Below are 25,217 nucleotides of genomic sequence, written 5' to 3'. Positions count from 1 at the left end.
TGACCTATCGTCATTCAGAGCCCTGCCAGCAACGCCCCTAGCTTGGCCATGGCCGTCTCGCTACGTTCGTCCCAAGGATGGCCGCAATTGAGCCTGATGCAGTGGCGAAAGCCCTGTTGCGCGGAAAAGATCGGTCCTGGCGCCAGGCTGATGCCCTCGACCAGGGCCTGGCGGTAGAGCGCCAGGCTGTCCACCCGCGTAGGCAATTCGAACCACAGAAAGTAGCCGCCCTGGGGCCGGCTGACGTGGGTGTCGGCGGGGAAGTAGCGCCGCGCTGCCGCCAGCATCGCCTGGCGCTGGCGGTCGAGACTCAGGCGCAGGCGGCGTAGGTGGCGCTCGTAGCCGCCGTGTTGCAGATAGTCCGCCAGGGCGGCCTGGGCCGGCATCGAGGGGGTGATGGTGGTCATCAGCCGTAGTCGGGCGACGGCGCCCGCCTGGCGGCCGGCCGCGATCCAGCCAACACGGTAACCCGGGGCCAGGCACTTGGAAAAGGAGCCGCAGTGCAGTACCAGGCCGTCGGTGTCGAAGCGCTTGATCGGGCGGTGCGGCTCGCCGCCGCTGTACAGTTCGGCGTAGACGTCATCTTCCAGTAGCGGCACCTGATGGCGCTGCAAGAGGGCATAGAGCCGCCGCTGGCTGGCCTCGTCGAGGCTGGCGCCGGTGGGGTTCTGCAAGCCGCTCATGAACCAGCAGGCCCTGATCGGCAGGCGGCCGAGGGCCTCTTCCAGGGCGTCCAGATTCAGGCCGTGCGCGGGGTCGACCGGGATCTCCACCGCCTTGAGCTGCAGCCGTTCCAGCACCTGCAGGCTGGCGTAGAAGGCCGGGCTTTCCACCGCCACCAGGTCACCGGGCCGGGTCAGGCTCTGCAGGCCCAGGTTCAGCGCCTCCAGGGCGCCGTGGGTGATCACCAGTTCCTCGCCGACCTCCGGCATGCCGGCGAGGCCGTAGCGCCGGGCGATCTGCCGGCGCAGCTCCGGATGGCCGAGGGTGACGTAGGCGGTGAGGTCCTGGGCGGGCAGGTCGCGCAGGCCGTGGGCCATGCTGCGGGCCAGCCGCGCCAGGGGGAAGAGATCCGGGCTGGGAAAGGCCGAGCCGAAGGGCACGATGCCTGGATCCTGCAGCGATTGCAGCACCGAGTACACCAGGTCGCTGACGGCTACCTCGGTGCCTTCCAGCGGCGCCAGCAGCGGCGCCGCGTCCCGCGCCCGGGCCGGTTCGCGGACGAAGTAGCCGGAGCGCTCCCGGGCCTCGATCAGGCCACGGCTTTCCAGCAGGTAATAGGCCTGGAACACCGTGGAGGGGCTGATGCCGTGGGTCTGGCTAGCGCTACGTACCGACGGCAGGCGCTCGCCCGGGGCGAGGACACCGGTGGTCATCAGGGTGGCGAGCTGGTCGGCGAATCTTTCGTAGCGCTTCATGCGGGGCCAGGGCAGGGGAGACCGTCACTATAGCGAGGCTGATCCCATCTGATCCGGTTTTTCCGGCGGTTACCTGCTGCTGTAAAGCCCCGGCCCTGAGGCCTAAGCTCTGCTCATCCCTTTCTGGCATCCCGCGGAGGCAGCCATGGACGATGGTATCTTCATGATTCTTTTCAGCGTGCTCGCACTCATCCTGCTCGGCAGCGGCTACTACGCCTGCGTCATGCTGAACAAGGACCGCCGCGACGTGGAAAAGAACGATCAGCTGCGCTGATCGCCTACCTCGCAGACATCCACCCAGCGCGCCTCGCTGAGTTCGGCCAGCCGCTCCGGCGTGAGGCGCACGCAGCTGTGGATGGCGCCTGCGGCCGGTAGCACCTCGTCGAAGGCTTTCAGCGATTCGTCGCAATAGACCGGCAGCGGGGTGGCCAGCCCGAAAGGGCAGACGCCACCCACCGGATGCCCGGTGAGACCTTCCACGGTCGCGGCATCGAGCAGCTTGGCCTTGCCACCGAAGGCCGCTTTCAGCTTGCGGTTGTCCAGCCGCGCATCGCCACGGGCGACCAGTAGAAGTTGCTGGTCGCCGACTTTCAGCCCCAGGGTCTTGGCGATTCGCCCCGGCTCCACGCCATGGGCGGCCGCGGCCAGGGTAACGGTCGCGGTACTGGTGGTGGCCTCGAGGATCTCGAGGTCGGGCGCGATGCGGGCGAGGTGCTGGCGGACGGAGTCGAGGCTCATGGGGCTTCCCATGCAGGTAAACCCCGACTTTCGGTAATCCATACCGCCCACGTCAAGGCTGCCTCAGCACTCCACGAAGGTGACCGCCAGGCCGCCACGGGAGGTTTCCTTGTACTTGCTGTGCATGTCCGCGCCGGTTTCCTTCATGGTGCGGATCACCTGGTCGAGGGAGATGAAGTGCTCGCCGTCGCCGCGCAGGGCCATCTGGGCGGCGTTGATCGCCTTGACCGCGGCGATGGCGTTGCGCTCGATGCAGGGCACCTGCACCAGGCCACCCACCGGGTCGCAGGTCAGGCCCAGGTTGTGCTCCAGGCCGATCTCGGCGGCGTTTTCCAGCTGCTCCGGGCTGGCGCCCAGCACCTCGGCCAGACCGGCGGCGGCCATGGCGCAGGCCGAGCCGACCTCACCCTGGCAGCCCACCTCGGCTCCGGAGATGGAGGCGTTCTTCTTGCACAGGATGCCGACGGCCGCAGCGGCGAGCATGAAGCGCACCACGTCGTCGTCGCAGGCGTCGGGGTTGAATTTCATGTAGTACATCAGCACCGCCGGGATGATCCCGGCTGCGCCGTTGGTGGGGGCGGTGACCATGCGCCCGCCGGCGGCGTTCTCCTCGTTCACCGCCAGGGCGAAGAGGTTGACCCATTCCATGGCGGAGAGGGTGGAGCCGATGACGTTGGGCTTGCCGATGGCTTGCAGGCTCTGGTGCAGGCGGGCGGCACGGCGGCGCACCTTGAGGCCGCCGGGCAGGATGCCTTCGTTGGTCAGTCCGTTCTGGACGCATTCGCGCATCACGCCCCAGATGCGCAGCAGGCCACTGCGGATCTCGTCTTCGGTGCGCCAGCTCTTCTCGTTCGCCAGCATCAGCTCGGCCACGCCCAGGCCATGGCTGTGGCACAGGTGCAGCAGCTCGGCGCCGCTGGAGAATTCGTAGGGCAACTCGGTGGTGTCGCTGTCCAGCCGGCCGCTGGCAGCCTGGGCGGCATCCACCACGAAGCCACCGCCGATGGAGTAGTAGGTGGCCTCGGCCACCTCGCCGGTGGCGCCGAAGGCGGTCAGGGTCATGGCGTTGGGGTGGTAGGGCAGGCTTTCGTCAAGCAGCAGCAGGTCTTCCTGCCAGTCGAAATGGATCGCCTGGCACCCGGCCAGCAGCAGCTGGCGTTCGTTGCGCAGGGCTTCGATGCGCGGCTCCACGGCGGCGGGATCGACGCGATCCGGCCATTCGCCCATCAGGCCGATCAGGGTGGCGCGGTCGGTGCCGTGGCCGACGCCAGTGGCCGACAGCGAGCCATAGAGGCGCACCTCGACCCGCTTTACCTGCTCCAGCAGCCCCTCGTCGACCAGGCGCTGGGCGAAGAGGGCGCCGGCCCGCATCGGTCCCACGGTATGGGAACTGGACGGACCCACGCCGATTTTGAACAGGTCGAAGACGCTGATGGCCATGACGATGATCTCTGATTGAGCTTGAATGGACGCCAGACAAGCTGCCGGCGGATGGCTCATAGTGGTGATAAGCCCTCAGCTCGCACAAACGAAAGCTTCTAAGCGATCCTTTAGCGGAACTCATCGATGAGCCGGATCCTCAACGCCCAAACCCAGGCCTGGCTGCAGGTCTTCGCCTGCGCCGCCCGGCATCTGTCCTTCACGCGCTGCGCCGAAGAGCTGCACGTGACGCCTGGCGCCATCAGCCAGCAGATGCGCCAGCTGGAGGAGCGGCTGGGCTTCAAGCTGTTCCATCGCGTCGCCCGTGGCCTGGAGCTGACGGCGGAGGGGCAGCGCCTGGCGACCACCCTGAACCAGGCCTATGGGCTGATCGATGCCGAACTGCGCCGACTCAACGCCGGGCAATTCGGTGGGGTGGTGCGGCTCAGGTCGATTCCCTCGTTCCTGGGCAAATGGCTGACGCCGCGACTGCCGCGCCTGCAGGCACGCTTTCCCGATCTGCAACTGCGCCTGGTGGCCGAAGACAGCAGCTGGTCGCTGCGCGAGGGCGAATTCGACCTGGCCATCGATCTCAACGACGGCAGCTATCCGGGCCTGGCCTCGACGCCGCTGATGGAAGAGGAGATCTTCCCGGTCTGCGCGCCCAGTCTGTTGCAGGGGCGGCCGCCGCTGGAACGGCCGGAGGACCTGGAGTTCTATCCGCTGCTGCACGACATCACCGCCTGGCGCGGTAGCTACGAATACGCCGAATGGGAGTTCTATCTCGCCAGCATCGGCGCCCCGGCGCTGGACGTGCGGCGCGGCCATACCTTCAATCGCAACCACCTGACCATCGAGGCGGCCATCGCCGGCATGGGCGTGGCCATCGCCCGGCGCGCCCTGATCACCGACGAACTGGCGCGTGGCGTGCTGGTGGTGCCGCCCTTCGGCCGCTCGGTGCCGGCGCACAAGAGGTACATGCTGCTCTATGCCCAGGGCGCCCTGGCCGATCCCCGCTTGCGGGCCTTGCACGACTGGCTGGTGCAGGAGGTCGATCAGATGGTGCTGGCGCAGCCGGCGTAGGAGCCTCTGTCTGATCGCGACTAGGGTGGTCAGCCAACGTGGCCGATCCTGGCGTCCGGCGTGGGTGGGGTTGAGCGCAGCGAAGCCCAACAGCTCCTCCCTCGGCACCGGTGATGTTGGGCTTCGACGATATAGCCGTCTCAGCCCAACCTAGGATTGATTGCGCCCAGCTCCGTAGCGTGGAAAACGGCGCAGCCTTTTCCGCAGGTGGCTTCGTTGTGGGGCGCGCCCTCACCCCAACCCTCTCCCGGAGGGAGAGGGGGCTGTTCGAGCGAGGAGGGGCCTGTGCAGGCGCCGTAGCGTGGAAAACGGCGCAGCCTTTTCCACGGGTGGCTTCGTCGTGGGGCGTGCCCTCACCCCAGCCCTCTCCCGGAGGGAGAGGGGGCTTGTCCGAGCGTTTGCAGGCCCCGTAGCGTGGAAAACGGCGCAGCCTTTTCCACTGGTGGCTTCGTCGTGAGGCGTGCCCTCACCCCAGCCCCCTCCCGGATTGAGAGGGAGCTATCCGAGCGGGGAGTGGCGGTAATATGTCCTGGAAACGCTTGATCGACCCGTGCGGGGCCTACCGGTAGGAGCGGCCGCATCGGCGGACCGCCATGACCGCGAGGACAGCCCTCGGCGCCTTGAGCTACGTCTTCAACGTCCCAGCTTGCGCAGTTCGTCCGACTCCACCACCCGCACGCCCTTGCCTTCTTCCAGGGCCAGGCGCCACAGCGCGCGGGCCAGGACCGTGGCTTCGATGCCGTGCCACTTGCCCGGCAACCACTGGGAGAGCGGGGCGGCCAGGCGTTCGCCCAGGCGCTCTTCCTGGCGTTGCCCGATCAGCAGCGAGGGCCGTGCCAGGGTCAGTTGCGGCCAACCCTGGCCCTGCAGGGCTTCCTCCAGCTCCCCCTTGACCTTGTTGTAGAAGATCGAGGATTGCGGATCGGCGCCGATGGCGCTGACCACGATGTAGTGGCGGGCGCCCAGTTCGAGCGCGCGCTGGCCGACCGCCAGGGGCAGGCCGAAGTCGACGGCGCGGAAGGCCGCCTCGGAGCCGGCCTGCTTCAGGGTGGTGCCCAGGCAGCAGAAGGCCACGTCCAGCGGGCCTTGCAGGGTCGGCAGCAGACTGTTGAGGTCGCCTACCGGGTTGTCCAGGCGAGCGTGCTCCGCCAGGGGGCGGCGCGTCGGCGCCAGCACCCGCGGTACCGTCGGCTCGTTGAGGAGGCGGTCGAGCAGGTGTTCGCCGGTCAGGCCGGTGGCGCCGGCGATGAGGGCATGCTGAGGCGTCAGGTACACGGGGCTCTCCTAGGTAGCGGCGGCCGCTGATGTCGGATTGGACCGCGGGCGTTCCGGTTGTTCGTCAGCCTCGCGGGTACGGGCGGCACTCAGCGGCTCGCCCGCCAGGCGCGCCATTTCTGCAGCACGGCGGGCGGCGCCCAGAGCTGGGGCTCGGACGGGTCGAAGCCTTCGGTCTTCTCGCGCACGGACACGGTGTCGCGGGCGCGCTGGAAGGCCTGTTCGGGATCGTCGGTGTGCTGGAAGGCTTCGGCGAACAGGGCCCGCCCGAAGTAGGTGAAGTCGGCTTCGTCGGTGCAGCCGAAGGAGGTCCGGTCGGCCTTGGAAGCGGTCATCACCAGGGTATGGTCGTCCTGCAGTTGCGGGATGAAGCCGCCGCTGTAGCAGCTGGAGACGATCACCAGCTTGTCGCGTCCGCGCAGCGGCGCGAGCAGGCGGCCAAGCTCCGCGGCGGGCAGGCTGGAGAGATCCAGGCCCGGCTGGTCGAGCACCAGCTGGTGGTCGGCCGAGCCGTGGCTGGTCAGGTAGATGAGGATGAGATCCTCGGGACCAGTGCGCTGGGCTAGGGCCTGCAGGCTCTGGTAGAGATTCTCGCGGGTGGCCAGCGGATGGTCGTTGCGGATTTCCTTGGCGTTGATCAGGCGCACGACGTCGCGCGCGCCCCAGGTGGTGGTCAGGAAGTTGGCGACGTAGTTGGCTTCCCGCTGGAACACGCCCTGGTTGCCGTCGCCCGCCAGGACCAGGCCGTAGAGTTCGGTGGCCGGGGTGGAGGCCGGGATCTGCTGCAGCTCCTGGTCGAGCACCTTGCCCTGGTCGAGCAGGGCGCGTTCCAGGGGATCGGCGATGTACTGGCCCTGGTCGTCGCGGATGCGCTTGCCACCTTCCCAGAGGCCACGTTCGACCTGGCCATCGGTGCGGGTCAACACGCCCACGCCGGCATAGACGCCGTCGGCGAAAGTGCCGCGATAGACGCTGCCGTCGCTGTTGGTGAGCACGCCCTGGCCGTCGAACTTCCAGTTGCGGAAGGCGCCGCGGTACTGGCTGCTGTCGCTGCCGACGAATTCGCCGTTGCCGGTCAGCTCGCCGGCGGTGAAGCGACCGCGCCAAAGGTCACCGCTGGCGCTGCGGTAGACGCCGGCGCCCTCGAACTGGTCGTCGACGAATTCACCGTCATAGCGATCGCCACCCGGCTCCTGCCACTGGCCGACACCGTTGAGGTGGCCGTCGTTGAAGGTGCCGATGGTCTGGGTACCGTCGCTGTCGAGCTTGGAGCCCTGGCCCTGCATGCGACCGTTGACGAAGCTGCCGTGGTACTCCCAGCCGGCGCTGCTGATGAGATTGCCCTGGCCATGGTAGAGGCCACGGCGAAAGGTGCCCTGGTAGTAGGTGCCGTCGGCGAATTGCTGCTCGCCCGGGCCCTCGGCCAGGCCGTCCTTGAAGCGACCCTTGAGCCAGTTGCCGTTGGGCCACTCGATGCGACCACTGCCGTTGAGCAGGCCGCTGACGATCTCGCCGGTATAGACCCCGCCATCGGGCAACCTCACGCTGCTCGCATTGGGCGCTGCCTGGGCGACGCAGGTCGCCAGCAGGAGAGCGGCGAGGGCGAGACGACGCAAGAGGGTGCTCATAGGTGGGGTCGGCGGGCGCTTTAACGCGCCTCGAGCCGGACCAGGTGACGCTCCAGCGTCGCGGAGTAGGGCTCCAGGAGGCGCTCCACGCAGCTGGCCCCGGCCGGGCTGGCGATGGTGCGGATACGGGCGCGTTTACGCAGCAGCTCGTCCTCGGCGATGCTGTGTTCGACCAGCAGCAGGTTGCGACTATGGCGACTCAGCGCCTGGGCATTGCGTACGGTGGTGTTGTCCAGCAATTGGGCGAGCTCCAGGCCGGCGAGGCGTTCGCCCTGAGTCAGACCCAGTTGCAGCTGCAGGGTTGCACCGCTGCCCACCACTTCCACCTGCAGGGCGTGACCCAGGGCACGCATGATCTCGCCGCAGCAGAGCGCCCGGGTGAGGTAGTCGTCGTCGTCGCTGCGCTCGTGGAAGAGTATCAGGCTGCCGCCGTCCTTGAGGGTGTGCAGTTCGCCGTCATAGAGCTCGGTGGCCTGCTGCAGGCAGTCGCGATAGCGTTCGAGCAACTGCTCGAGGCGGCTGCGCGGCAGGCGGCTGAGCTGGTCCTGAGCGCCGAGCTGGATGGCCAGCACCGCTGAGGTGACGATGTCGGGCTCGGTGGGCAGTGCCGGGGCCGGGGTGGCCGGCGGCTCGGTGAAGGAGTCCGGGACCAGGTCGGCGAAGGCGTCGGCATCCAGCTCGGCGTCGGCGTCCGGCTGTGCGGCCGTGGCCGGCTTGCGGGCGGCCGGCTTGGCGCTGGCGGCTTTGCGCGCGGGCGGCGGCTTGACGCTGAGGCCGCCCTGCTCGTCGGCGAAGGGGTCGTCGTCCTCGGCCACTTCCGCCTTGGGTGGCTTGGGCGGGACCAGCCGGCTTTGCAGCTGGCGGGCCAGGTCGCCCAGTTCGTCGAGCCGCCCGGCGCCGGGCGCCGGATCGTCCGGATCGCGCAGCCAGACGCGCAGTTCGAGCAACGGGATCGACAGCTGCCGACCCAGCCGCAGGCTGAGGATCAGCGTCAGGGCCAGCAGGATCAGCCCCAGCAGGCCCATGTTCTGCAGGCTGATCATCATCGGCTGCTGGAACTGGTCCATGTCCAGCGCCAGGCGGACCTGGCCGGCGGTGACGTCCTGGAAACGGATCGGCGTGCTGTAGATGCCGTCGGTGGCGGTCAGCAGGCCCTGGCTCGGCCGGGTGCCGGACTCGGCCAGCACCCGGTTGTCCGGACTGTAGACCGCGGCATGGGCGACCAGCGGATTGCGCGCCAGGTTGCTCAGCAGCACGTTGAGGCTGAGGTTGTCGTTGGCCACCAGCAGCTCGGCGGCGGAGTTGGCCGTCTGCGTCACCAGGCTCTGGCCGACGGCATCGGCCTGCTGCTGCATGGCGTGGCGGAACTGCATGCTCATGATGCCGGCATAGATCACCAGGGCGGCAGCCACCAGCAGCAGGCTGTGGGAAACGATGCGCAAGGCCACCGGCACACGACGCTGGCGCAGGGCTCGGTAGATCAGCAGGAAGAAATTATCGGGCTTGACGGTCGCGGGGCGGGTCACAGAAATCGTTTCTTTGGACAAAAAGTGTGCGACCAGTATAACCAGCGGGTCGGGGTGCGAAAACGGCGAATGCGGGTCCTTGCGCGCAAAAGAGGCCGGCGGTGGGCTCCCGCCGCCAGCCGGTGGCCATGGCTCGGCACCGCCGGAGCGAAAGGGTAGACTGCGCGCTTTTCGTCGAGGGGATCGCCATGCAAGACGTTATCGGACTCCAGGCCGTGGGCATCCTGCCCGCCGACTGGTTGGCTGCCCTCACCGGCGCCCTGGCCGCCGCCGGTGCCCGGCTGGAATCCCTGCAGCAGCAGGGCCTGGACAACAGTGCCGCGGTCACCCTGCTGGTCAGTCCGGCCAGTGCCGGCGCCGCGCTGGTGCCGGCGCTGCAGGCCCTGGGCCTGCAGGTGGCGCCCCTGGCGCAGCCGGTGCCGGAGACCGGCGAAGCCCATGTCCTGACGCTGATGGGCCGCACCCTGGCCGATCTGCCGCTGACCCGCCTGGCCGCCCTGTGCCGCGAGCAGGGCCTGAACATCAACGCCATCCGCGCCCTGAGCGAGCCGGGCGCGACCACGCGCGCCGCCCTGGAGCTGCGCGTTACCGGCGAGCCGCACGAACCCCAGGCCCTGCGCGCCGGCCTGCTGGCGCTGGCCCAGGAAGGCCAGGCGGACATCGGCTGGCAGCCCGATGACCTGCGGCGCCAGCATCGCCGTCTGGCGGTGTTCGACATGGACAGCACCCTGATCCAGGCCGAGGTCATCGACGAACTGGCCAAGGCCGCCGGCATCGGCGAGCGGGTGGCGGCCATCACCGAGCGCGCCATGCGCGGCGAGATCGACTTCCGCGCCAGCTTCACCGAGCGCATGGCGCTGCTGCAGGGCCTGTCCGAGGACGTGCTGGCGGACATCGGCGCCCAGCTGCGCCTGACCGAAGGCGCCGAGCGGCTGTTCGCCGAGCTGAAGCGCCTGGGCTACAAGACCGCCATTCTTTCCGGTGGCTTCACCTACTTCGCCCGCCAGGTACAGGCGCGGCTGGGGATCGACTACGTCTATGCCAACGAGCTGGAGATCGTCGACGGCACGCTGACCGGGCGCGCCGTCGAGCCCATCGTCGATGCCCAGCGCAAGGCGGACCTGCTGCGCGAGCTGGCCAGTCGCGAAGGGCTGGAGCTGGAACAGACCATCGCCGTGGGCGATGGCGCCAACGACCTGCCGATGCTCGCCCTCGCCGGCCTCGGTGTTGCGTTCCGCGCCAAGCCGCTGGTGCGCCAGTCCGCCCGGCAGTCGGTAAGCGTGCTGGGCCTGGACGGGGTGCTCTACCTGCTCGGCGTGGAAGACCGCCACACCCTGGGCTGAAACGGCCGGCGCTGCCAGGGCGGTCCGCCGATGCGGCCGCCGCCGTAGGTTGGGTTGAGCGCAGCGAAGCCCAACGGGGGCTTACCTCGGCTCGCCGGCAATGTTGGGCCTCGACGATGGAGCCGTCTCAGCTCAACCTAAGGTCTATCGCCGCCATGGCCGCGATAAACCAATGCTGATCCGGGCCGCCGCTACTCCGCCTGGAATTCGTAGTCCATCGCCTGGCTGGGCTCCTGCAGGTAGTAGCCCTGGATGAAGTGCACCCCGACCTGCCAGAGCTGGGCCAGGACGCTGGCGCTCTCGACGAAGGGCGCGATGCTCTGGACGTTCTGGGCGCTGAGTTCGGCGACCATGGCCTTGAGGCGTTCCTGGTGTTCCGGTTGCCCCAGATCCTTGATCAGCGAGCCGGACAGCTTGACGTAGTCCGGCACCAGCAGGCGCAGTGCGGCCAGCGGCTGGGGGCCTCCGGCGAAGCCACTGAGAGTGACCGGATGGCCCTGGCGGCGTAGCCGGTGCACCATGCCCAGGGCCTGTTCCGGCTGGGCCAGCAGGTCTTCTTCGCTCAGCTGGAAGATCACCGCATCGGCGTCCAGGCTCTGCGCCTGCAGGGTGGTGGTCAGCCAGGGCAGCAGTTCCAGGTCGCCCAGGGTCGCGCCCGACAGGTGCACGAAGATCCGGGTGCCATGGCCGCGCGCGCGATGCTCGCCGAGCTGGCGCAGCGCCTGGTGGATCACCCAGCGATCGATCTGGCCGCTCAGGCCGCTGTCGCGGGCGGTGCGGGCGAATTCCGCGGGCGAGACTTCCTCACCCTGGGGATTGATGAGCCGCAAGAGCGCCTCGTAGTACTCGTGGCTGCCGCCGCGCAATCCGATCACCGGCTGGAACAGCAGGCGGAAGCCGTTCTGCTGCAGCGCCTGCTTGACCATGGCCACCAGGTTGCCGCGATTGGCCGCGGCGGCCAGTTCTTCCTCGGGGTCGTAGCGCTTGCAGGCGTTGCCGCCGCGCTGGGCGACCTGGCGGGCGGAGCGATGCGCCCGGTCGACCAGGTCGCCGGCGCTCTTGACGTGGGTATCCAGGCCGACCAGGCCGATGGAATAGCTGATGGCCAGGTTGCGGCCGGCCAGGCTCAGGGGTTGGCGTTCCTGCCGGCCGAGCAGCCGCTCGAAGGCGGTGTCGAGGCTGGCGTCGGCCGCCTGGGGCAGCAGGGCGGTGAAGGCGTCGTCGGCAAAGCGCGACAGGGTCACCAGGCTGCCGAAGTGTTCGCGCAGCCGCTCCGCCAGGGCCACCAGCAGCTCATCCATGGCGCCTATGCCCAGGTCGGCCAGCAGCGTCGGATAGCGATCTATGCTCAGGTAGGCGAAGCTCGCCGGGGCCCCGAGCCGGGCGCGCTCCAGGGCATCCTCGAGCAGTTCGAGCATGCGGCTGCGATTGAGCAGGCCGGTCAGGATGTCCTGGAAGCGTACCTCGCGCAGCTGTTCCTCGAGGGCCTCGGGGACGGCGCGGGCCTCGCGCAGGTGCAGCTGCACGCAGGGCTCGTCCTGGTAGATCGCCGGCGTCAGGCGCAGACGGACCGCGACGAGGTGGTCATCGTGGCGGACGCACTGGCAATCCAGCTCCAGGGGATGGGGAGCGTCGCGCAGCTGGCGGAAGGCATCGCGCAGCGCCGGCTGGTCGGCCGGGGCGATGAGATCCATCAGCGGGGTGATTTCCAGGTCCTCGGCGGACGGGTAGCCCAGCAGCTGCACATAGGCGGAATTGACATGGATGTGCAGGCCGTCGTGGACATAGGCGACCGCATCCACGGCATTGGCCAGCAGCAGCTGGCAACGCTGCTCGGCCTCGGCCAGGGCCTGTTCCAGGCGGCGGCGCTCGCGGCGTTCGGCGAGATTGCCGAGTTCGCGCAGGCTGGCCAGCAGGAGGTGGTCGTCGTTGTCGCAGGCGATGGCATCGCGGGCACCTTGGCGCAGCGCCTCGACCACCGCGCTCGCATCGTCCGGCGCGACCCGCTGGATGACGGCGAGGTGTGGCACCTGGCGGCGCAGCTGGCGGAGGACGGCGTGGCTGTCGAGGTCCGAGCTGGGCGGGGCGAGGATGGCGAGGTCCCAGGATTGGGACAGCAGCTCGTCCAGCCCGGCGGGATCGGCGAGGCGCTGGGCGCGCGCGGCCCGTCCGGCATTGCGGAACAGGCTTACCAGACGTTCCGCCTCGTTCTGCGATGCTTCGAGCAGCAACAGGCGGATCGCGCTGTGTTCGGCAGCCATGGTCTACTCGCACCCTGGCGATAACGACAAACCCTGGAAGCTACAGAGACTTCCACAGCGAGTCAAAGTCTTCTTCCTGGCGTACGCCGCCGCCGGCCGGACCGCCCTTGGGTGGCGTGCCGCTCTGCTCCAGCAGGTGATACTCGAAGACGCTGAAGCTGACCGTCATGCTGCGCCGCCGGTCGAGCATGCCGCGCTGCTCGGTCCCCTGCTGATTGATCTGCACCTTGCTGCCTTCCTGGAACGGCAGGCGCGGCGCGATCAGCGTCGGGGCCTGGTCGATGGCCTTGATCTCGGGCAGCAGCAGGGCGCGCAGGTACTGGCTGTTCTGTTCGGCCTTGCGCAGCAGTTGCAGGCCACAGGGGCGCGCGGTGGGTGCCAGCAGTTCGACCCCCATCTGGGTGCCGCTGCCGGGCACCTGGCGGACCCAGCGCACCACGGCCGGGCCCCAGTTGCGATCCTCCGGCAGGCGCACGCCGAGCAATTCGCCAGCCTGCAGCTGTTCGGGCACCTCGCCGCTCCAGCTCAGGCAATAGCCACCCGGACTGTGGTTGACCACCTGCACCAGATGAATCGGAAAGGCCGGACTGGCCGCCTCGCCGTCACCGGGCAGGCTGTCGTAGTGGATCTCTTCCAGCGCCTCGGCGTTCCAGTCCAGGGCATCCGGCGCCCGGGTCTCGGCGTCGAAAGCCAGCGACCAGACGTCTTCCTTGGGCTTGGGCGTGAAGGTTTCGGGGACCGCCACCGTCGACAGGCGCAGGGTGTCGGCGAACACCTGGCCGCCGGCGAGCTGGTAATGCAGGGCACTCATGCCGATGCAGACCTGGACCTGGCCCTGGCCGGGCATGCGCTGGAAGGCACGATCGGCTTCCTGGCCCCAGGCACCGACCAGGTGTTGCAGCAGGTCCAGGGAGAGGTCGCCATGCACCGGCAGGCGCGCCCGGGCGCGCTGTTCCGGGGCCAGCGCCAGGTAGTCCTCGATGGCCTGCACCAGTTGTTGCGGCGCAAGACCCAGAAGACCGTTGAGGTTGGCTTCGCGCAGCAGCGAGCGATAGCGCGGCGGGGCGTCGATCTGTGGCGCCACCACCATCAGGGTGCCGTTCTGCTCGGGACCTTGCAGGCGAATCAGGTTGGCCCAGTCGTCCAGGTGCAGGGTCAGCTGGGCGATATGACTCTGGCGCAGCTGGTTGCAACGGGCGGCGCCGAACAGCAGGGCGGCGCCATAGGCCTGGGTGATGGTCTGGCTGCCGTCGCCGGGCAGCAGTTCGTCGCGGATCTTCTGGTTGTGCAGGCCGCTGGTCACCGCCAGGCGATAGAGCTGGTGCAGCTCCAGCCAGAGGTTGTCGTGGACCGGCGTATAGAGCTGGGCCGCGCGGATCAGCGGCCCCAGCAGGGCGCGCAGGGCACGCTGGATGGCGGTGGCGAGCAGGGTGCTGCGTTCGCCGCGCTCGCTTTCCTCCACCACGATCAGCTTGTAGCCCGCGGCCAGCAGGTTCTGCAGCGCCTGGCAGAGATTGGCGACCTTGCGCGAGCGCTCGTCGAGCACGATGGCCTGGTTGAGCACATGGCGCTCGAGCAGCTGGCAGACCCGCTGCACATCCGGCCGCAGGGCCTCGAGCAGGCGCAGCCGTGCCTCGGGCGTCAGGATCAGCCGGTTGATTTCAAGCAGGCCCTGGTAGAGCAGCCGGGCGAATTCGCCGAGCTTGGCCCGTGGCAATTGCTCCAGCCAGCGCTTGAGGCCGGCCGGGGTGGCGTCACAAAACGTCAGGCTGCGCTGATCGGGCGTCGGTACCCGCAACATGAGCTGTGGCCTTTTGCTATCCATTCGCCGCACGCACTCCTGTTTCGATGGGCAGTGAACCGCGCATCTAGGCGAGAGGCCCTGGCTCGGAAACGGTGGTCACGGGGGCCGGCGTGGTCGGAACCCCGAGCAGTTGCCCCATGTTGACGGTCGACAAGGCGCCGAGTTCAGCGGACCAGTTCACCGCTTCCGGTCCGAACAGCACGATGGCGGTGGAACCCAGCTTGAAGCGCCCCAGCTCGTCACCGGTGTTCAGGGTAATAGGCGCACGCGCCGCCGCGTCGTAGGCGAAGGTCTTGAGCTCACGCTTGGGTGGCGTGACCAGGCCGGCCCAGACCGTCTCGATGCTGGCGACGATCATGGCGCCGACCAGGATGACCGCCATGGGTCCCACGGCGGTGTCGAAGAGGCAGACTACCCGCTCGTTGCGGGCGAACAGCTCCGGCACGTTCTCGGCGGTGAGCTGGTTGACCGAGAAGATGCGCCCGGGCACGTAGACCATTTCCTTGAGGGTGCCGGTGAGCGGCATGTGCACCCGGTGGTAGTCCTTGGGCGACAGGTAGATGGTGGCGAAGCTGCCGCCCATGAAGGGCGCGGCGCGCAGGCCGTCGCCGCCGAGCAGTTCCAGCAGGCTGTAGCTGTGGCCCTTGGCCTGGAAGATGCGGCCATGCTCGATGCGTCCCAGCTGGCTGATGGCGCCATCGCTGGGGCTGACCACCACGCCGGGCGTGGCCGGCAGCGGGCGGGCGCCGGGCTTGAGGGCGCGGGTGAAGAAGGCGTTGAAGTTCTCGTAGGCGGTGGGGTCCTCCACCTGGGCCTGGCGCATGTCCACGTCGTAGTGACGGACGAACCAGTGGGTCAGCAGGTTCTTGAACCAGGGCGCGCGGCACTCGGCGAAGCCGCCGACGATCCGCGACAGCAGGTGGTGCGGCAGCAGGTGCTGGGCCAGGATGAACAGTCGGTCTTGCAGTTTCATGGGAGGTCCTTGGCGATCATTCGATGGGCGTGTCGGGGTGGTTGCCCCATTCGCCCCAGGAGCCGGCATAGGCTTTCACTCGCGGGTAGCCCAGGGCCTTGGCCGCGAGGTAGGTGAAGCCGGATCGGTGATGGGTCTGGCAGTGGGTGATGATTTCCTTGTCGCGGGTAAGGCCCAGGCGCTCGAGCTCGGCGGCGAGGTCGTCGCGGATGCGCAGCTGGCGCGCGCGGTCCATGCCGGCGGTCCACTCGAAGTTGATGGCGCCGGGGATATGGCCACCGCGGGCGGTCAGCACCTTCTCGCCACGATATTCATCGGCGCCGCGGGCATCCCAGATCGCCAGGTCCTCGGCGCCCAGCCGGCTCTGCAGGTAGGCGCGGGTGGCGGTGGGCTCCTCGTGCAGGGTCAGGGCGACGGGGGCGCCCACCGGCGCCGGCGTGTCGGTCACCAGCGGCAGGCCGGCGGCGATCCAGCCCTGGCGCCCGCCGTTGAGGTAGTGATAGCGGCCATGGCCGATCACGTCCAGCAGCCAGATGAAGCGGCCGGCCCAGCCGCCGCCCTCGTCGTCATAGACCACGTAGACGGCCTCGGGGCGTTGCCCCAGTTCGCCGAACAGCTGCTCCAGGTCGGCCTGGGCGGGCAGCAGTCCGGGTGCCGGCTTGGTGCCCAGCTGGGTCCGGGCGGGCGCGACGTGGCGCGCGCCGGGCAGATGCCCTTCGGCGTAGTGGGCGGCGCTGCTGAGATCCACCAGGATCAGCTCGGGCGCGTCCAGACGCGCCGCGAGATCGGCGGGCTCAATCACCAGGGGCAGGGCGGAAAAGGGCATCGCGGATTTCCCGTCGGTCCGTAGCAAAGCTGAAGTGTACCGAGGTTGGCGGCCCAGCGTCAGGTCGGCCGTGCCCGCGGCCGATTGGCGAAGCTGCCGATGGCGCGCTCGATACAGGTGAAGGTCTTGTCCAGCGCCGCGGTCCGCCGCGGGTCCGCCGGCTCCAGCTCGCTGTCCAGCACCGCCAGCAGGACCACCCGCTCGCCGAAGCCGAGGCTGCGGAACCAGAGCCGTTCGTTGGCGAACAGCCGGCGCAGGTCGGCGGGCAGGTGCGGCGCGAAACGCGCCCGGTTGCCGGCATCGATGCGCAGTTGCCCGGGACTGCCGAACAGCTTGGCCAGCAGCGGCTGGCTGGCGATGTCCAGCTGCAGGCCGGGGGCGTCCTCCAGGCCATGCTGCAACTGCACATTGCCCTGCTGGCCGTTGCGATCGGGGGTAAGCAGCAGCAGGCGGGGCAAGCCGCAGGCCACCAGCGCCTGGCGGGCGCAGTCGAACAGCTGGGGCAGGGTGGCGAAGGCGCTGGGCGTGTGCAGCAGCTGCTCGCAGAGGCCGCGCCAGCGTTGCGCCTGGCTCTGGCTCGCGACCTGCACCCGCGGCACTGGCTGCAGGCGCCGTTCGCCCGGCGGCCAGAGCAGCCCCTCGGCGGGGTGCCAGAGACCCGGCCGGGCATGGCGCTGGGCGTCCTGCACCGCGAGTTCGTGGCTGCGACCCTGCACCCGCGCCAGCGGCAGCTGCAGATAGAGGGCACTCAGGCGTTGCCAGCGCAGGGTGTGGGGGCCGTCCCAGGCATGGTGACTGGCCAGCGCCAGGCCGTTGGCCAGCAGGATGGTGTTGCTGGGATGGGTCAGCCAGCGCCGCAGGTGGGGATCCTGGTCGAGTCGCTGCTGCTGCTCGAGGGGATCTTCGCCATGGGCGATGTGCAGCGCCTTGACCAACTGGCGGCGATCCTGGTCCAGTAGGCGATAGCCTTCGACGATCCAGTCGGGCAATTGCCAGTGGCGGGCCAGTGCCTGGCACAGGCGGACGGCCGGTACACCGAGCAATTCGCGCTCGACCTGCAGCGCCGGTTCGCCTTCGCCCAGCACGCGGCGTTCCCACTCCTCGAAGAGTTCCGGATAGCGCGTCACCAGCGGCCAGAGCGGCGCCAGAAAGAGCAGGGCGGCCAGGCGGATGTCCGGCCACAGGCGCGCCAGGGGCACGCCGAACAGGCCCAGGCCGAGGGTCATGGCGTGCTGGCTGACCAGGCATAGCTGCCGCAGCGGTCGTGGCAGGCGCTCTTCCGGCAGGCTGGGCTGGCGGGCGATCAAGTATTCCGCCGGGCCGAGGCCGACCCGCCCGAGCACGGCTTCGAGGCTGGCGGCGGGGTCGCCGAGGCTGGCATGGCCACGGTTGGCCTCGCGCAGCAGGGCCAGCGCCAACGGAGGTGACTCGCAGAGTCTTTCGGCGATCTCATGCAACGCCAGGCGGCCATCGGCCAGGGCGCGGCGCAGGCGATCCGCGGTGGCGGTCGCCACCGGCAGACGCACGCCTTCCAGGTGTTTGACCCAGTCTTCGACGGTATTCGGGCGGCTGGACATACGGCGGTCGCCTTGAAATTTGATGAAAGGCCTTCAGTCCGGGGCGCCGGGTCCGATAAAGGGGGCGTGAGGGTAGATCCCCGGCTCAATTTTCCTTAGCACACAGTATTCCCAACCATGGCAAAAATCATCGGCATCATCGTGATATTCGCGGCTGTCCTCGGCGGCTACATCCTCGCGCATGGCAAGATCGCGGCGATCATCCAGCCGCTCGAGGTGCTGATCATCGGCGGCGCGGCGCTGGGGGCCTTCCTACAGGCCAACCCGGGCAGCACCTTCATGCAGGTGTTCAAGAAGTCGCTGAAGATGTTCGGCAACCGCTTTACCCACGCCTTCTACATGGACGTGCTCAAGCTGCTCTACGAGATCCTCAACAAGAGCCGGCGCGAGGGCATGATGTCCATCGAGGCGGACGTGGAGGATCCCAAGGCCAGCCCGATCTTCAGCAAGTACCCGAACATCCTCAAGGATGAGCAGATGACCGCCTACATCGCCGACTACCTGCGGCTGATGTCCTCCGGCAACATGGCGCCCCACGAGCTGGAGGGCCTGTTCGACATGGAGCTGGCGGGCATCAAGGAAGAGCTGGAGCACCCCTCCCATGCCGTATCGCGGGTCGCCGACGGCCTGCCCGGCTTCGGCATCGTCGCCGCGGTGCTGGGGATCGTGATCACCATGGGCATGCTCGGCGAGGGCGACCAGGCGGCCATCGGTGGCCACGTCGGCGCAGCCCTGGTGGGGACCTTCCTCGGTATTCTCGCGGCCTATGGCTTCTTCGGTCCGCTGGCCACCTGCCTGGAGCACGACGCCAAGGAAGAACTCAACGTGCTGGAGGCCATCAAGGCCTGCCTGGTGGCCGCCGCCAGCGGCATGCCGCCCACCGTCGCCGTGGAGTTCGGCCGCAAGGTGCTGTTCCCCGCGCACCGGCCGTCCTTCAGTGAACTCGAGCAGGCGATGCGGGGCAGCTGATGGACAACAACCAGCCGATCATCGTCAAGCGCGTCAAGAAGAGCGCCGCCGGCCACCACGGCGGCGCCTGGAAGATCGCCTTCGCCGACTTCGCCACCGCCATGATGGCGTTCTTCCTGGTGCTCTGGCTGATGTCCTCGGCCACCCCGGAGCAGAAGAAGGCCATCGCCGGCTACTTCCAGGACCCGATCGGCTTCACCGAAAGCGCCAGTCCCTATGTCATCGACCTGGGCGGCACTCCGACGCCAGCGCCCGACCGCACCCTGAACCCAGAGATCCAGGCGCAGCCGGACTCGACCCAGAACAAGGTCAACCCGGACATGCAGGAGCGCGCCGACCCCAACGAATCCAACCGCGTGGCGCCCGATCCGACCCAGGCGCTGGATCCTTCCGAGAAGCGCCAGCCCAACGATACCGCGCAGCAGCAGAAAGACCAGAGCCAGGCGGCGTCGAAGACCGATGCCAGCCAGGCGCAGAAGATGGACGCCAGCCAGGCGGAAAAGATCGCCGAGCAGGTCGACAAGGAGCGGCTGCAACTGCTGCTGCAGGAACTGCAGAACAAGATCGAGCAGAATCCGGAGCTGCAGAAGTTCAAGGACCAGATCCTGCTGGAGATCACCCAGGACGGCCTGCGCATCCAGATCGTCGATGCCGACAACCGGCCAATGTTCGATTCCGGCAGTCCGCGGCTGAAGTCCTATTTCGAGGACATCCTGCTGGCCATGGCCGACACCATCCGCCAGGTGCCGAACAAGATCAGCATCAGCGGCCACACCGATGCGGCGCGCTACAACGGCAAGGGCGACTTCAGCAACTGGGAGCTGTCCGCCGGCCGGGCCAACGCGGCGCGCCGAGCGCTGGTCGCCGGGGGTTATCCGGAAGACCAGGTGGCACGTATCGTCGGCTATGCCTCCTCGGCGCCCTTCGACCGCGACCATCCGCTCAATCCGGTCAACCGGCGCATCGATATCATCGTGCTGACCAAGAAGGCGCAGCAGGCCATCGAAGGGCGGGCCGGGAGCAGCCAGGCGCCGAGTCCGGCGGCCAAGGACGCGCCGGGAGCCAGTCGTGGCGGGGTGTCCAGTGGTGGCGTTTCCGCCACCGGCAACCTGGCGCAACCCATCAACAACGCGGCCTTCAAGCAGCAGATCAACGCCTTCGACGCCGGCGTCATCCAGGGCAAGCCCTGAGCGGCCGCCTGGATCGATAGGAAAATTCGCTGTCAGCGTTCGGTTTTTTCGTCCGTTGGCGCCAGCGTGGCTGGTTAAGCTGCAGAGGTTTCACGAAGGATCGGGCACCTTGCGCCCTGGCGCGCGGTCTCTCGATCTCCGACCCTCTGCAGGAGCCTTCCGATGAGCAACGCCTTTATCGACACCATCAAGCGCCGTCGCAGCCAGTATGCGCTGGGCAAGAACCTGCCGCTGCCGCAGGACCAGGTCACCACGCTGATCCAGGAGGCGGTCAAGCTATCGCCCTCCGCCTTCAACTCCCAGAGCTCGCGCGCGGTGATCCTGTTCGGCGCCGAGAGCGACAAGTTCTGGGGCTTCGTCATGCAGGCGCTGCGGCAGATCGTGCCGGCCGAATCCTTCGCGCCCACCGAAGGCAAGATCAACAGCTTCGCCGCCGGCGCGGGCACCGTGCTGTTCTACGAGGACCGCCACGTGGTCTCCGCGCTGCAGGACCAGTATCCGGCCTACGCCGACAACTTCCCGATCTGGTCGGAGCAGGCCAGCGGCATCGCCCAGTTCTCGGTGTGGACGGCCCTGGCCAACGCCGGCATCGGCGCCAGCCTGCAGCACTACAATCCGCTGCCCGACGCCCTGGCCGCCGCCGAGTGGAAATTGCCGGAGACCTGGCACCTGCGCGCCCAGATGCCGTTCGGCTCCAACGAGGGTGACTTCCCCGAGAAGGCCTTCATGGACGACGCCGAGCGCTTCCGGGTCTTCGGCTGACCGTTCTCGACTGATAAAGAAAACGCCGGGCTTGCCCGGCGTTTTCTTTAGAGCCTGCTAAAAGGCTTGCGAGCTAGAGCCAAACAAGGCGGAAAGACCTGAGGAAGCGGAGTTTACAAAAGGTAAATGAGCATTCCGAAGGTCTTGCCAACGCTGTTTGGCCGACGCGCAGCAGCCTTTTAACAGGCTCTTAGTAGCGCGACTCGCCTTCCAGGCTCGCCAGGATGTGCCTATAGCTGGCCATCCGCTGCGGATGGATGTCACCCCGCTCCAGGGCGGCGAGCAGGGCGCAACCGGGCTCGCGTTCGTGCTGGCAGTCGCGGAAGCGGCAGTGGCCGATGAAGTCGCCGAATTCCTTGAAACCCGCCTCGACGTCGTCGCGACTCACATGGCTCAGGCCGAATTCGCGGATGCCGGGCGAGTCGATCAGATCGCCACCGTCGGGAAAATGGAAGAGACGGGCGGTGGTGGTGGTGTGGGTACCCTTGTTGGTCAGCTCGGACAGCGGACCGACGCGCGTATCGACGCCCGGTAGCAGGGCATTGACCAGCGACGACTTGCCCACCCCCGATTGCCCCACGAAGACACTCACGTGCTCGTCCAGGGCACTCTTGAGCTGGTCCATGCTCAGTCCGTTGTGGGCCGAGACCTCCAGCAGCGGATAGTCCAGCTCGCGGTAGATGCCCAGCAAGTCGTCCAGTGCCGGGCCGTTGTGCTCGTCGATCAGGTCGGCCTTGTTGAGCAGCAGCAGCGGCTGGATACCGGCGTGTTCGGCGGCCACCAGGTAGCGGTCGATGAGGTTGGCGTGGGGCGTGGGCAGCGGGGCGAAGACGATCACCAGGCGGTCGACGTTGGCCGCCACCGGCTTGAGCTGGCCGCGCATGTCCGGCCGGCAGATCTCCGAGCGTCGCGGCAACTGGGCGACGATGACGCCATTGCCCTGGACGCCGGCCCGGAACACCACCCGGTCACCGGTGACCAGGGTCGGCAGGTTGGCACGCAGGTGGCAGCGCTGCAGCTGGCCGTCGCCATCCTCCACCTCGACCTGGACGCCGAAGTGGGCGATCACCTGACCCTGTTGCTCGGGTCCCAGATCGCCGCCCTCGAGCTCCTCGATCAGCTTCGACTCGCGCTTTTCCGCGCGGGCGGCGCGCTCGGTCTGGATTTTCTCGATCCGCCAGCTCTGGCGACGGGTCAGGTGGCGTTTGGCCATGGGATGTCCGCGGGTTTCAGGGGCGAGGAGTCTAGCATTGGCCGCTCGCGACGGATTACCTAAACTTGGCGCACCTCGTCGCCCTGGAGCCCCCATGCTGGCCCATCTCGCCTCGCGCTATCCCCTGCTGCTAGCCGTCCTGGTGCAGTTGGCCGCCCTGGTGGTCGCCGTCGTCGGCCTGCGGCTGTGGGCCAGCTTCGCCGGCCAGCGTCCGTCGCTGCTGGCGCTGGTCTGCCTGCAGGCGGTGCTGGCGGCCCTGCTGGGCGAGGTGCTCGGGCTGGCGCGCTGGTGGGTGTTCATCAACCTGCTGTTCGCCCCGGCGCTCTACCTGGTCAGCGGGCGTGGCCTCTCGGCGGGTATCGCCGCGCTGGGCTTCCTGCTGCTCCTGCTGCTGAACTGGAACAGCCTGCGCGAGCGGGTGCCGCTCTATCTCACCGGACGTCAGACCCGCGAGCGGCTGGCCGAACTGCTCGCCGAACGCGAGCCGACCTTTCGCTTCGTCGACCTGGGTTGCGGCCTGGGCGATACCCTGGTCGACCTCTCCCGGCGCTTTCCACAGGCCAGTTTCGTCGGCGTGGAGACGGCGCCGCTGAGCTTCGCCCTGGCCTGGCTGCGCTGCCTGCCCAGGCGCAACTGCCAGGTGCGCTATCGCGACCTCTGGCGGGTGGAGCTGGGCGAGTTCGAGGTCGTCTACTGCTTTCTCTCGCCGGCGCCCATGCCGCGCCTGGGCGAGAAGGCGCGACAGGAACTGCGTCCCGGCAGCTGGCTGATCAGCAATACCTTCGAGATTCCCGACCAGCCGGCGGATCGGGTGCTGGAGGTGGGTGACCTGCGCGGCAGCCGGCTGCTGCTCTGGCGCCGGTAGGTGCGCGGCAGGCGCGCTGCTACACTGGTGCCATCATCAAGGAGTTCACCATGCCCACCCCCAATCCGCAGCACCTGATCTGGATCGACCTGGAAATGACCGGCCTGGATCCGGATCGGGACGTGATCATCGAGATGGCCACCATCGTCACCGACAGCGATCTGAATGTCCTGGCCGAGGGCCCGGTGCTGGCCATCCACCAGTCGGACGAGATCCTGGCCGGCATGGACGAGTGGAACACCCGCCAGCACGGCGGCTCGGGGCTGACCCAGCGGGTGCGCGAGAGCACCGTCGACACCGCCCAGGCCGAGGCGCTGACCCTGGAGTTCCTGCGTGACTGGGTGCCCAAGGGCAAGTCGCCGATCTGCGGCAACAGCATCTGCCAGGATCGTCGCTTCCTCTATCGCCGCATGCCGGAGCTGGAAGCCTACTTCCACTACCGCAACCTGGACGTCTCCACCCTCAAGGAACTGGCCGCGCGCTGGGCGCCCCACGTCCGCGATGGCGTGAAGAAGAGCGGCAGCCACCTGGCGCTGGACGACATCCGCGATTCCATCGCCGAGCTGCGCCACTACCGCGAGCACTTCATCAAGCTCTGACGGCCTCGCCGCCGTGCTGCTGTCCATCCTCTACCTGGTGGCCATCACCGCCGAGGCCATGACCGGCGCGCTGTCCGCCGGGCGGCGCGGCATGGACCTGTTCGGCGTGGCGCTGATCGCCAGCGTCACCGCCCTGGGCGGCGGCTCGGTGCGCGACGTCCTGCTCGGGCACTACCCGCTCGGTTGGGTCAGGCATCCCGAGTACCTGGCGCTCACCGTGGGTGCGGGCCTCGCCACCGTGGCCATCGCCCGGGTCATGCGGCATCTGCGCCAGCTGTTCCTGGTGCTCGACGCCCTGGGCCTGGTGGCCTTCACCGTGATCGGCTGCCAGGTGGCGCTGGAGATGGGCCTGAGTCCGGTCATCGTCATCGTCAGCGGTACCCTCACCGGCACCTGCGGCGGCATCCTGCGCGACATCCTCTGCAACGACGTCCCCCTGATCCTCAGGCGCGAGCTCTACGCCAGCGTGGCGGTGCTGTCCGCCGGCTGCTACCTGCTCTGCCGCCAGTGGCTGAGCGAGGAACAGGCGCTGCTCATCACCCTCAGTGCCGGGCTGCTGCTCCGCCTGCTGGCGCTGAGATTCAACTGGCAGATGCCGACCTTCAGGTACGACGACGAGCCCCACTAGCGCTCGCCATGCCGCTCCAGCGCCCAGTCGACGTGCTCGCGCACCAGCGGCGAGGGGTGCTCGCGCTGCAACCGCAGCGCCTCCACCACGGGGATGCTGGTCGGTGCATTGCCCAGGCCGACCGCCAGGTTGCGCAGCCAGCGCTCGTAGCCGGCGCGGCGCAGCGGCGAGCCCTCGGTGCGGCTGAGAAACTCGGCTTCGGTCCAGCGGAAGAGCTCGGCCAGGCTGGCGCTGTCCAGCCGGTGGCGCGGCTGGAAGTCCCCTTCGGCACTGGGCTTGGCGAAGCGGTTCCAGGGGCAGACCAGCTGACAGTCGTCACAGCCGAACACCCGGTTGCCGATCAGCGGGCGCAGCTCCAGCGGAATGCTGCCCTTGAATTCGATGGTCAGGTAGGAGATGCAGCGGCGGGCATCCAGCTGATAAGGGCCGACGAAAGCCTGGGTCGGGCAGATGTCCAGGCAGGCCCGGCAGGTGCCGCAGTGGTCGCGCGAGGTGGGTTCGTCCACCGGCAGGGGCACGTCGACGAAGAGTTCGCCGAGGAAGAACCAACTGCCGGCCTTGCGATTGAGCACCAGGGTGTTCTTGCCGATCCAGCCCAGGCCGGCCTGTTCGGCGATGGCCTTTTCCAGTACCGGCGCGCTGTCGACGAAGGCGCGATAGCCGAGCGGCCCGATCTCGGCCTGGATGCGCTCCGCCAGCTGCTGCAGGCGCTTGCGGATCAGCTTGTGGTAGTCGCGGCCCAGGGCGTAGCGCGAGACATAGGCGGCACTGCCGTCGGCCAGGCGTTCGCTCATGCGGGTATCGCCGGGCAGGTAATCCATGCGCAGGGAAATCACCCGGAGGGTGCCGGGTACCAGTTCGGCCGGTCGCGAACGTTTGGTTCCGTGCGCGGCCATATAGTCCATCTCGCCATGGAAACCGGCGGCCAGCCAGCGCTCCAGATGTTCCTCGTGACGTGCCAGATCCAGGCCGGCGATGCCGGTCTGCTGAAAGCCCAGTTCCCGACCCCAGGTCTTGATGAGGTCGGCCAGGGCGGCGAGATCGAGGGCGACAGCGGACATCGACAGGAAGGCGCGTGGCAGGAGGGCCGCCTATTTTGCCAGACTCCGGAGGCTTTCCC

General features: G+C 68.3%; 22 protein-coding genes. 9 read left to right on the top strand and 13 right to left on the bottom strand.

Annotation, left to right across the window (positions count from 1 at the left end):
- Positions 1–14: 14 nt before the first annotated feature.
- A complete protein-coding gene (locus FSV73_RS22955) occupies positions 15–1,418 on the bottom strand; it encodes a PLP-dependent aminotransferase family protein (RefSeq protein WP_145012013.1) in 1,404 nt (467 codons plus the stop codon).
- A gap of 145 nt (positions 1,419–1,563) precedes the next feature.
- On the opposite strand from FSV73_RS22955, the gene FSV73_RS25870 reads away from it, so the two are divergent.
- Entirely contained in the window at positions 1,564–1,692 is a 129-nt protein-coding gene (locus FSV73_RS25870) for a hypothetical protein (protein ID WP_260856146.1), read from the top strand.
- Here the strand turns inward: FSV73_RS25870 and FSV73_RS22950 are convergent.
- Together FSV73_RS22950 and FSV73_RS22945 are read right to left on the bottom strand one after the other, a co-directional pair.
- Complete coding sequence (locus tag FSV73_RS22950; protein ID WP_145012010.1) at positions 1,680–2,156, bottom strand: YbaK/EbsC family protein; 477 nt, start codon at positions 2,154–2,156, stop codon at positions 1,680–1,682. The genes FSV73_RS25870 and FSV73_RS22950 overlap by 13 nt on opposite strands.
- A 63-nt stretch (positions 2,157–2,219) precedes the next feature.
- The gene (locus tag FSV73_RS22945; RefSeq protein WP_145012007.1) at positions 2,220–3,596 is read right to left on the bottom strand and encodes an L-serine ammonia-lyase; all 1,377 of its coding nucleotides are present in this window, start codon (positions 3,594–3,596) and stop codon (positions 2,220–2,222) included.
- Positions 3,597–3,722: 126 nt separating this feature from the next.
- On the opposite strand from FSV73_RS22945, the gene FSV73_RS22940 reads away from it, so the two are divergent.
- Positions 3,723–4,658, top strand: a complete 936-nt coding sequence (locus FSV73_RS22940; RefSeq protein WP_145012004.1) for a LysR substrate-binding domain-containing protein — start codon at positions 3,723–3,725, stop codon at positions 4,656–4,658.
- 633 nt (positions 4,659–5,291) lie between these two features.
- Here FSV73_RS22940 and FSV73_RS22935 read toward each other — a convergent pair.
- The 3 genes from FSV73_RS22935 to FSV73_RS22925 all read right to left on the bottom strand — a co-directional run bounded on the left by FSV73_RS22935 (position 5,292) and on the right by FSV73_RS22925 (position 9,087).
- Positions 5,292–5,933 carry an oxidoreductase gene (locus FSV73_RS22935; RefSeq protein WP_145012001.1) on the bottom strand — a complete coding sequence of 214 codons (642 nt, stop codon included), beginning with the start codon at positions 5,931–5,933 and terminating at the stop codon, positions 5,292–5,294.
- An 89-nt stretch (positions 5,934–6,022) separates the two neighbouring features.
- Positions 6,023–7,561, bottom strand: coding sequence for a C13 family peptidase (locus FSV73_RS22930; protein ID WP_145011997.1), 1,539 nt, complete (start codon positions 7,559–7,561; stop codon positions 6,023–6,025).
- Between the two features lie 20 nt (positions 7,562–7,581).
- Complete coding sequence (locus tag FSV73_RS22925) at positions 7,582–9,087, bottom strand: AhpA/YtjB family protein (RefSeq protein WP_145011994.1); 1,506 nt, start codon at positions 9,085–9,087, stop codon at positions 7,582–7,584.
- A 188-nt stretch (positions 9,088–9,275) separates the two neighbouring features.
- Here FSV73_RS22925 and serB point away from each other — a divergent pair, with 188 nt between their 5' ends.
- Positions 9,276–10,430, top strand: a complete 1,155-nt coding sequence (gene serB, locus FSV73_RS22920) for a phosphoserine phosphatase SerB (RefSeq protein WP_145011991.1) — start codon at positions 9,276–9,278, stop codon at positions 10,428–10,430.
- 191 nt (positions 10,431–10,621) lie between these two features.
- Here serB and FSV73_RS22915 read toward each other — a convergent pair whose 3' ends face one another.
- The 5 genes from FSV73_RS22915 to FSV73_RS22895 all read right to left on the bottom strand — a co-directional run bounded on the left by FSV73_RS22915 (position 10,622) and on the right by FSV73_RS22895 (position 17,871).
- Positions 10,622–12,691 (bottom strand): GGDEF/EAL domain-containing response regulator, encoded by a 2,070-nt coding sequence (locus FSV73_RS22915; protein WP_145011988.1) that lies wholly within the window; start codon positions 12,689–12,691, stop codon positions 10,622–10,624.
- A 40-nt stretch (positions 12,692–12,731) separates the two neighbouring features.
- Positions 12,732–14,492, bottom strand: coding sequence for a molecular chaperone (locus tag FSV73_RS22910; RefSeq protein WP_145011985.1), 1,761 nt, complete (start codon positions 14,490–14,492; stop codon positions 12,732–12,734).
- A gap of 67 nt (positions 14,493–14,559) precedes the next feature.
- Positions 14,560–15,468: an archaetidylserine decarboxylase gene (gene asd, locus FSV73_RS22905; protein WP_145011982.1), complete on the bottom strand. Its 909-nt coding sequence runs from the start codon at positions 15,466–15,468 to the stop codon at positions 14,560–14,562.
- A gap of 16 nt (positions 15,469–15,484) precedes the next feature.
- On the bottom strand, positions 15,485–16,294 hold the full coding sequence (locus FSV73_RS22900) for a rhodanese-like domain-containing protein (protein ID WP_145011979.1): 810 nt from the start codon (positions 16,292–16,294) through the stop codon (positions 15,485–15,487).
- 59 nt (positions 16,295–16,353) lie between these two features.
- Entirely contained in the window at positions 16,354–17,871 is a 1,518-nt protein-coding gene (locus FSV73_RS22895) for an HDOD domain-containing protein (RefSeq protein ID WP_145011976.1), read from the bottom strand.
- Between the two features lie 117 nt (positions 17,872–17,988).
- Between FSV73_RS22895 and motA the strand changes: the two genes are divergently transcribed.
- From motA to FSV73_RS22880, 3 genes are all read left to right on the top strand, one after another.
- The gene (gene motA / locus FSV73_RS22890) at positions 17,989–18,840 is read left to right on the top strand and encodes a flagellar motor stator protein MotA (protein ID WP_145011973.1); all 852 of its coding nucleotides are present in this window, start codon (positions 17,989–17,991) and stop codon (positions 18,838–18,840) included.
- Positions 18,840–20,030, top strand: a complete 1,191-nt coding sequence (locus tag FSV73_RS22885; RefSeq protein WP_145011970.1) for a flagellar motor protein MotB — start codon at positions 18,840–18,842, stop codon at positions 20,028–20,030. The genes motA and FSV73_RS22885 overlap by 1 nt, the downstream gene beginning before the upstream one ends.
- Before the next feature lie 162 nt (positions 20,031–20,192).
- On the top strand, positions 20,193–20,792 hold the full coding sequence (locus tag FSV73_RS22880; protein WP_145011967.1) for a nitroreductase family protein: 600 nt from the start codon (positions 20,193–20,195) through the stop codon (positions 20,790–20,792).
- 190 nt (positions 20,793–20,982) lie between these two features.
- Here the strand turns inward: FSV73_RS22880 and rsgA are convergent, their stop codons facing one another.
- Positions 20,983–22,005 carry a small ribosomal subunit biogenesis GTPase RsgA gene (gene rsgA, locus FSV73_RS22875; RefSeq protein WP_145011964.1) on the bottom strand — a complete coding sequence of 341 codons (1,023 nt, stop codon included), beginning with the start codon at positions 22,003–22,005 and terminating at the stop codon, positions 20,983–20,985.
- 94 nt (positions 22,006–22,099) lie between these two features.
- Between rsgA and FSV73_RS22870 the strand changes: the two genes are divergently transcribed.
- The 3 genes from FSV73_RS22870 to FSV73_RS22860 are packed head-to-tail and all read left to right on the top strand — an operon-like array spanning position 22,100 to position 24,097.
- Positions 22,100–22,870, top strand: a complete 771-nt coding sequence (locus FSV73_RS22870; protein WP_145011961.1) for a class I SAM-dependent methyltransferase — start codon at positions 22,100–22,102, stop codon at positions 22,868–22,870.
- Positions 22,871–22,920: 50 nt separating this feature from the next.
- Complete coding sequence (orn, locus tag FSV73_RS22865; protein ID WP_145011958.1) at positions 22,921–23,469, top strand: oligoribonuclease; 549 nt, start codon at positions 22,921–22,923, stop codon at positions 23,467–23,469.
- Positions 23,470–23,482: 13 nt separating this feature from the next.
- A complete protein-coding gene (locus FSV73_RS22860; RefSeq protein WP_145011955.1) occupies positions 23,483–24,097 on the top strand; it encodes a trimeric intracellular cation channel family protein in 615 nt (204 codons plus the stop codon).
- On the opposite strand, the gene queG is transcribed toward FSV73_RS22860, so the two are convergent.
- On the bottom strand, positions 24,094–25,158 hold the full coding sequence (queG, locus tag FSV73_RS22855) for a tRNA epoxyqueuosine(34) reductase QueG (RefSeq protein WP_145011952.1): 1,065 nt from the start codon (positions 25,156–25,158) through the stop codon (positions 24,094–24,096). The genes FSV73_RS22860 and queG overlap by 4 nt on opposite strands.
- Positions 25,159–25,217: the final 59 nt, after the last annotated feature.

This window comes from Pseudomonas oryzihabitans, assembly GCF_007665395.1.
Lineage (GTDB): Bacteria > Pseudomonadota > Gammaproteobacteria > Pseudomonadales > Pseudomonadaceae > Chryseomonas > Chryseomonas psychrotolerans_C.
Note: the sequence above shows the minus strand (reverse complement) of the source record. Positions and strands in the feature narration are given on the sequence as shown.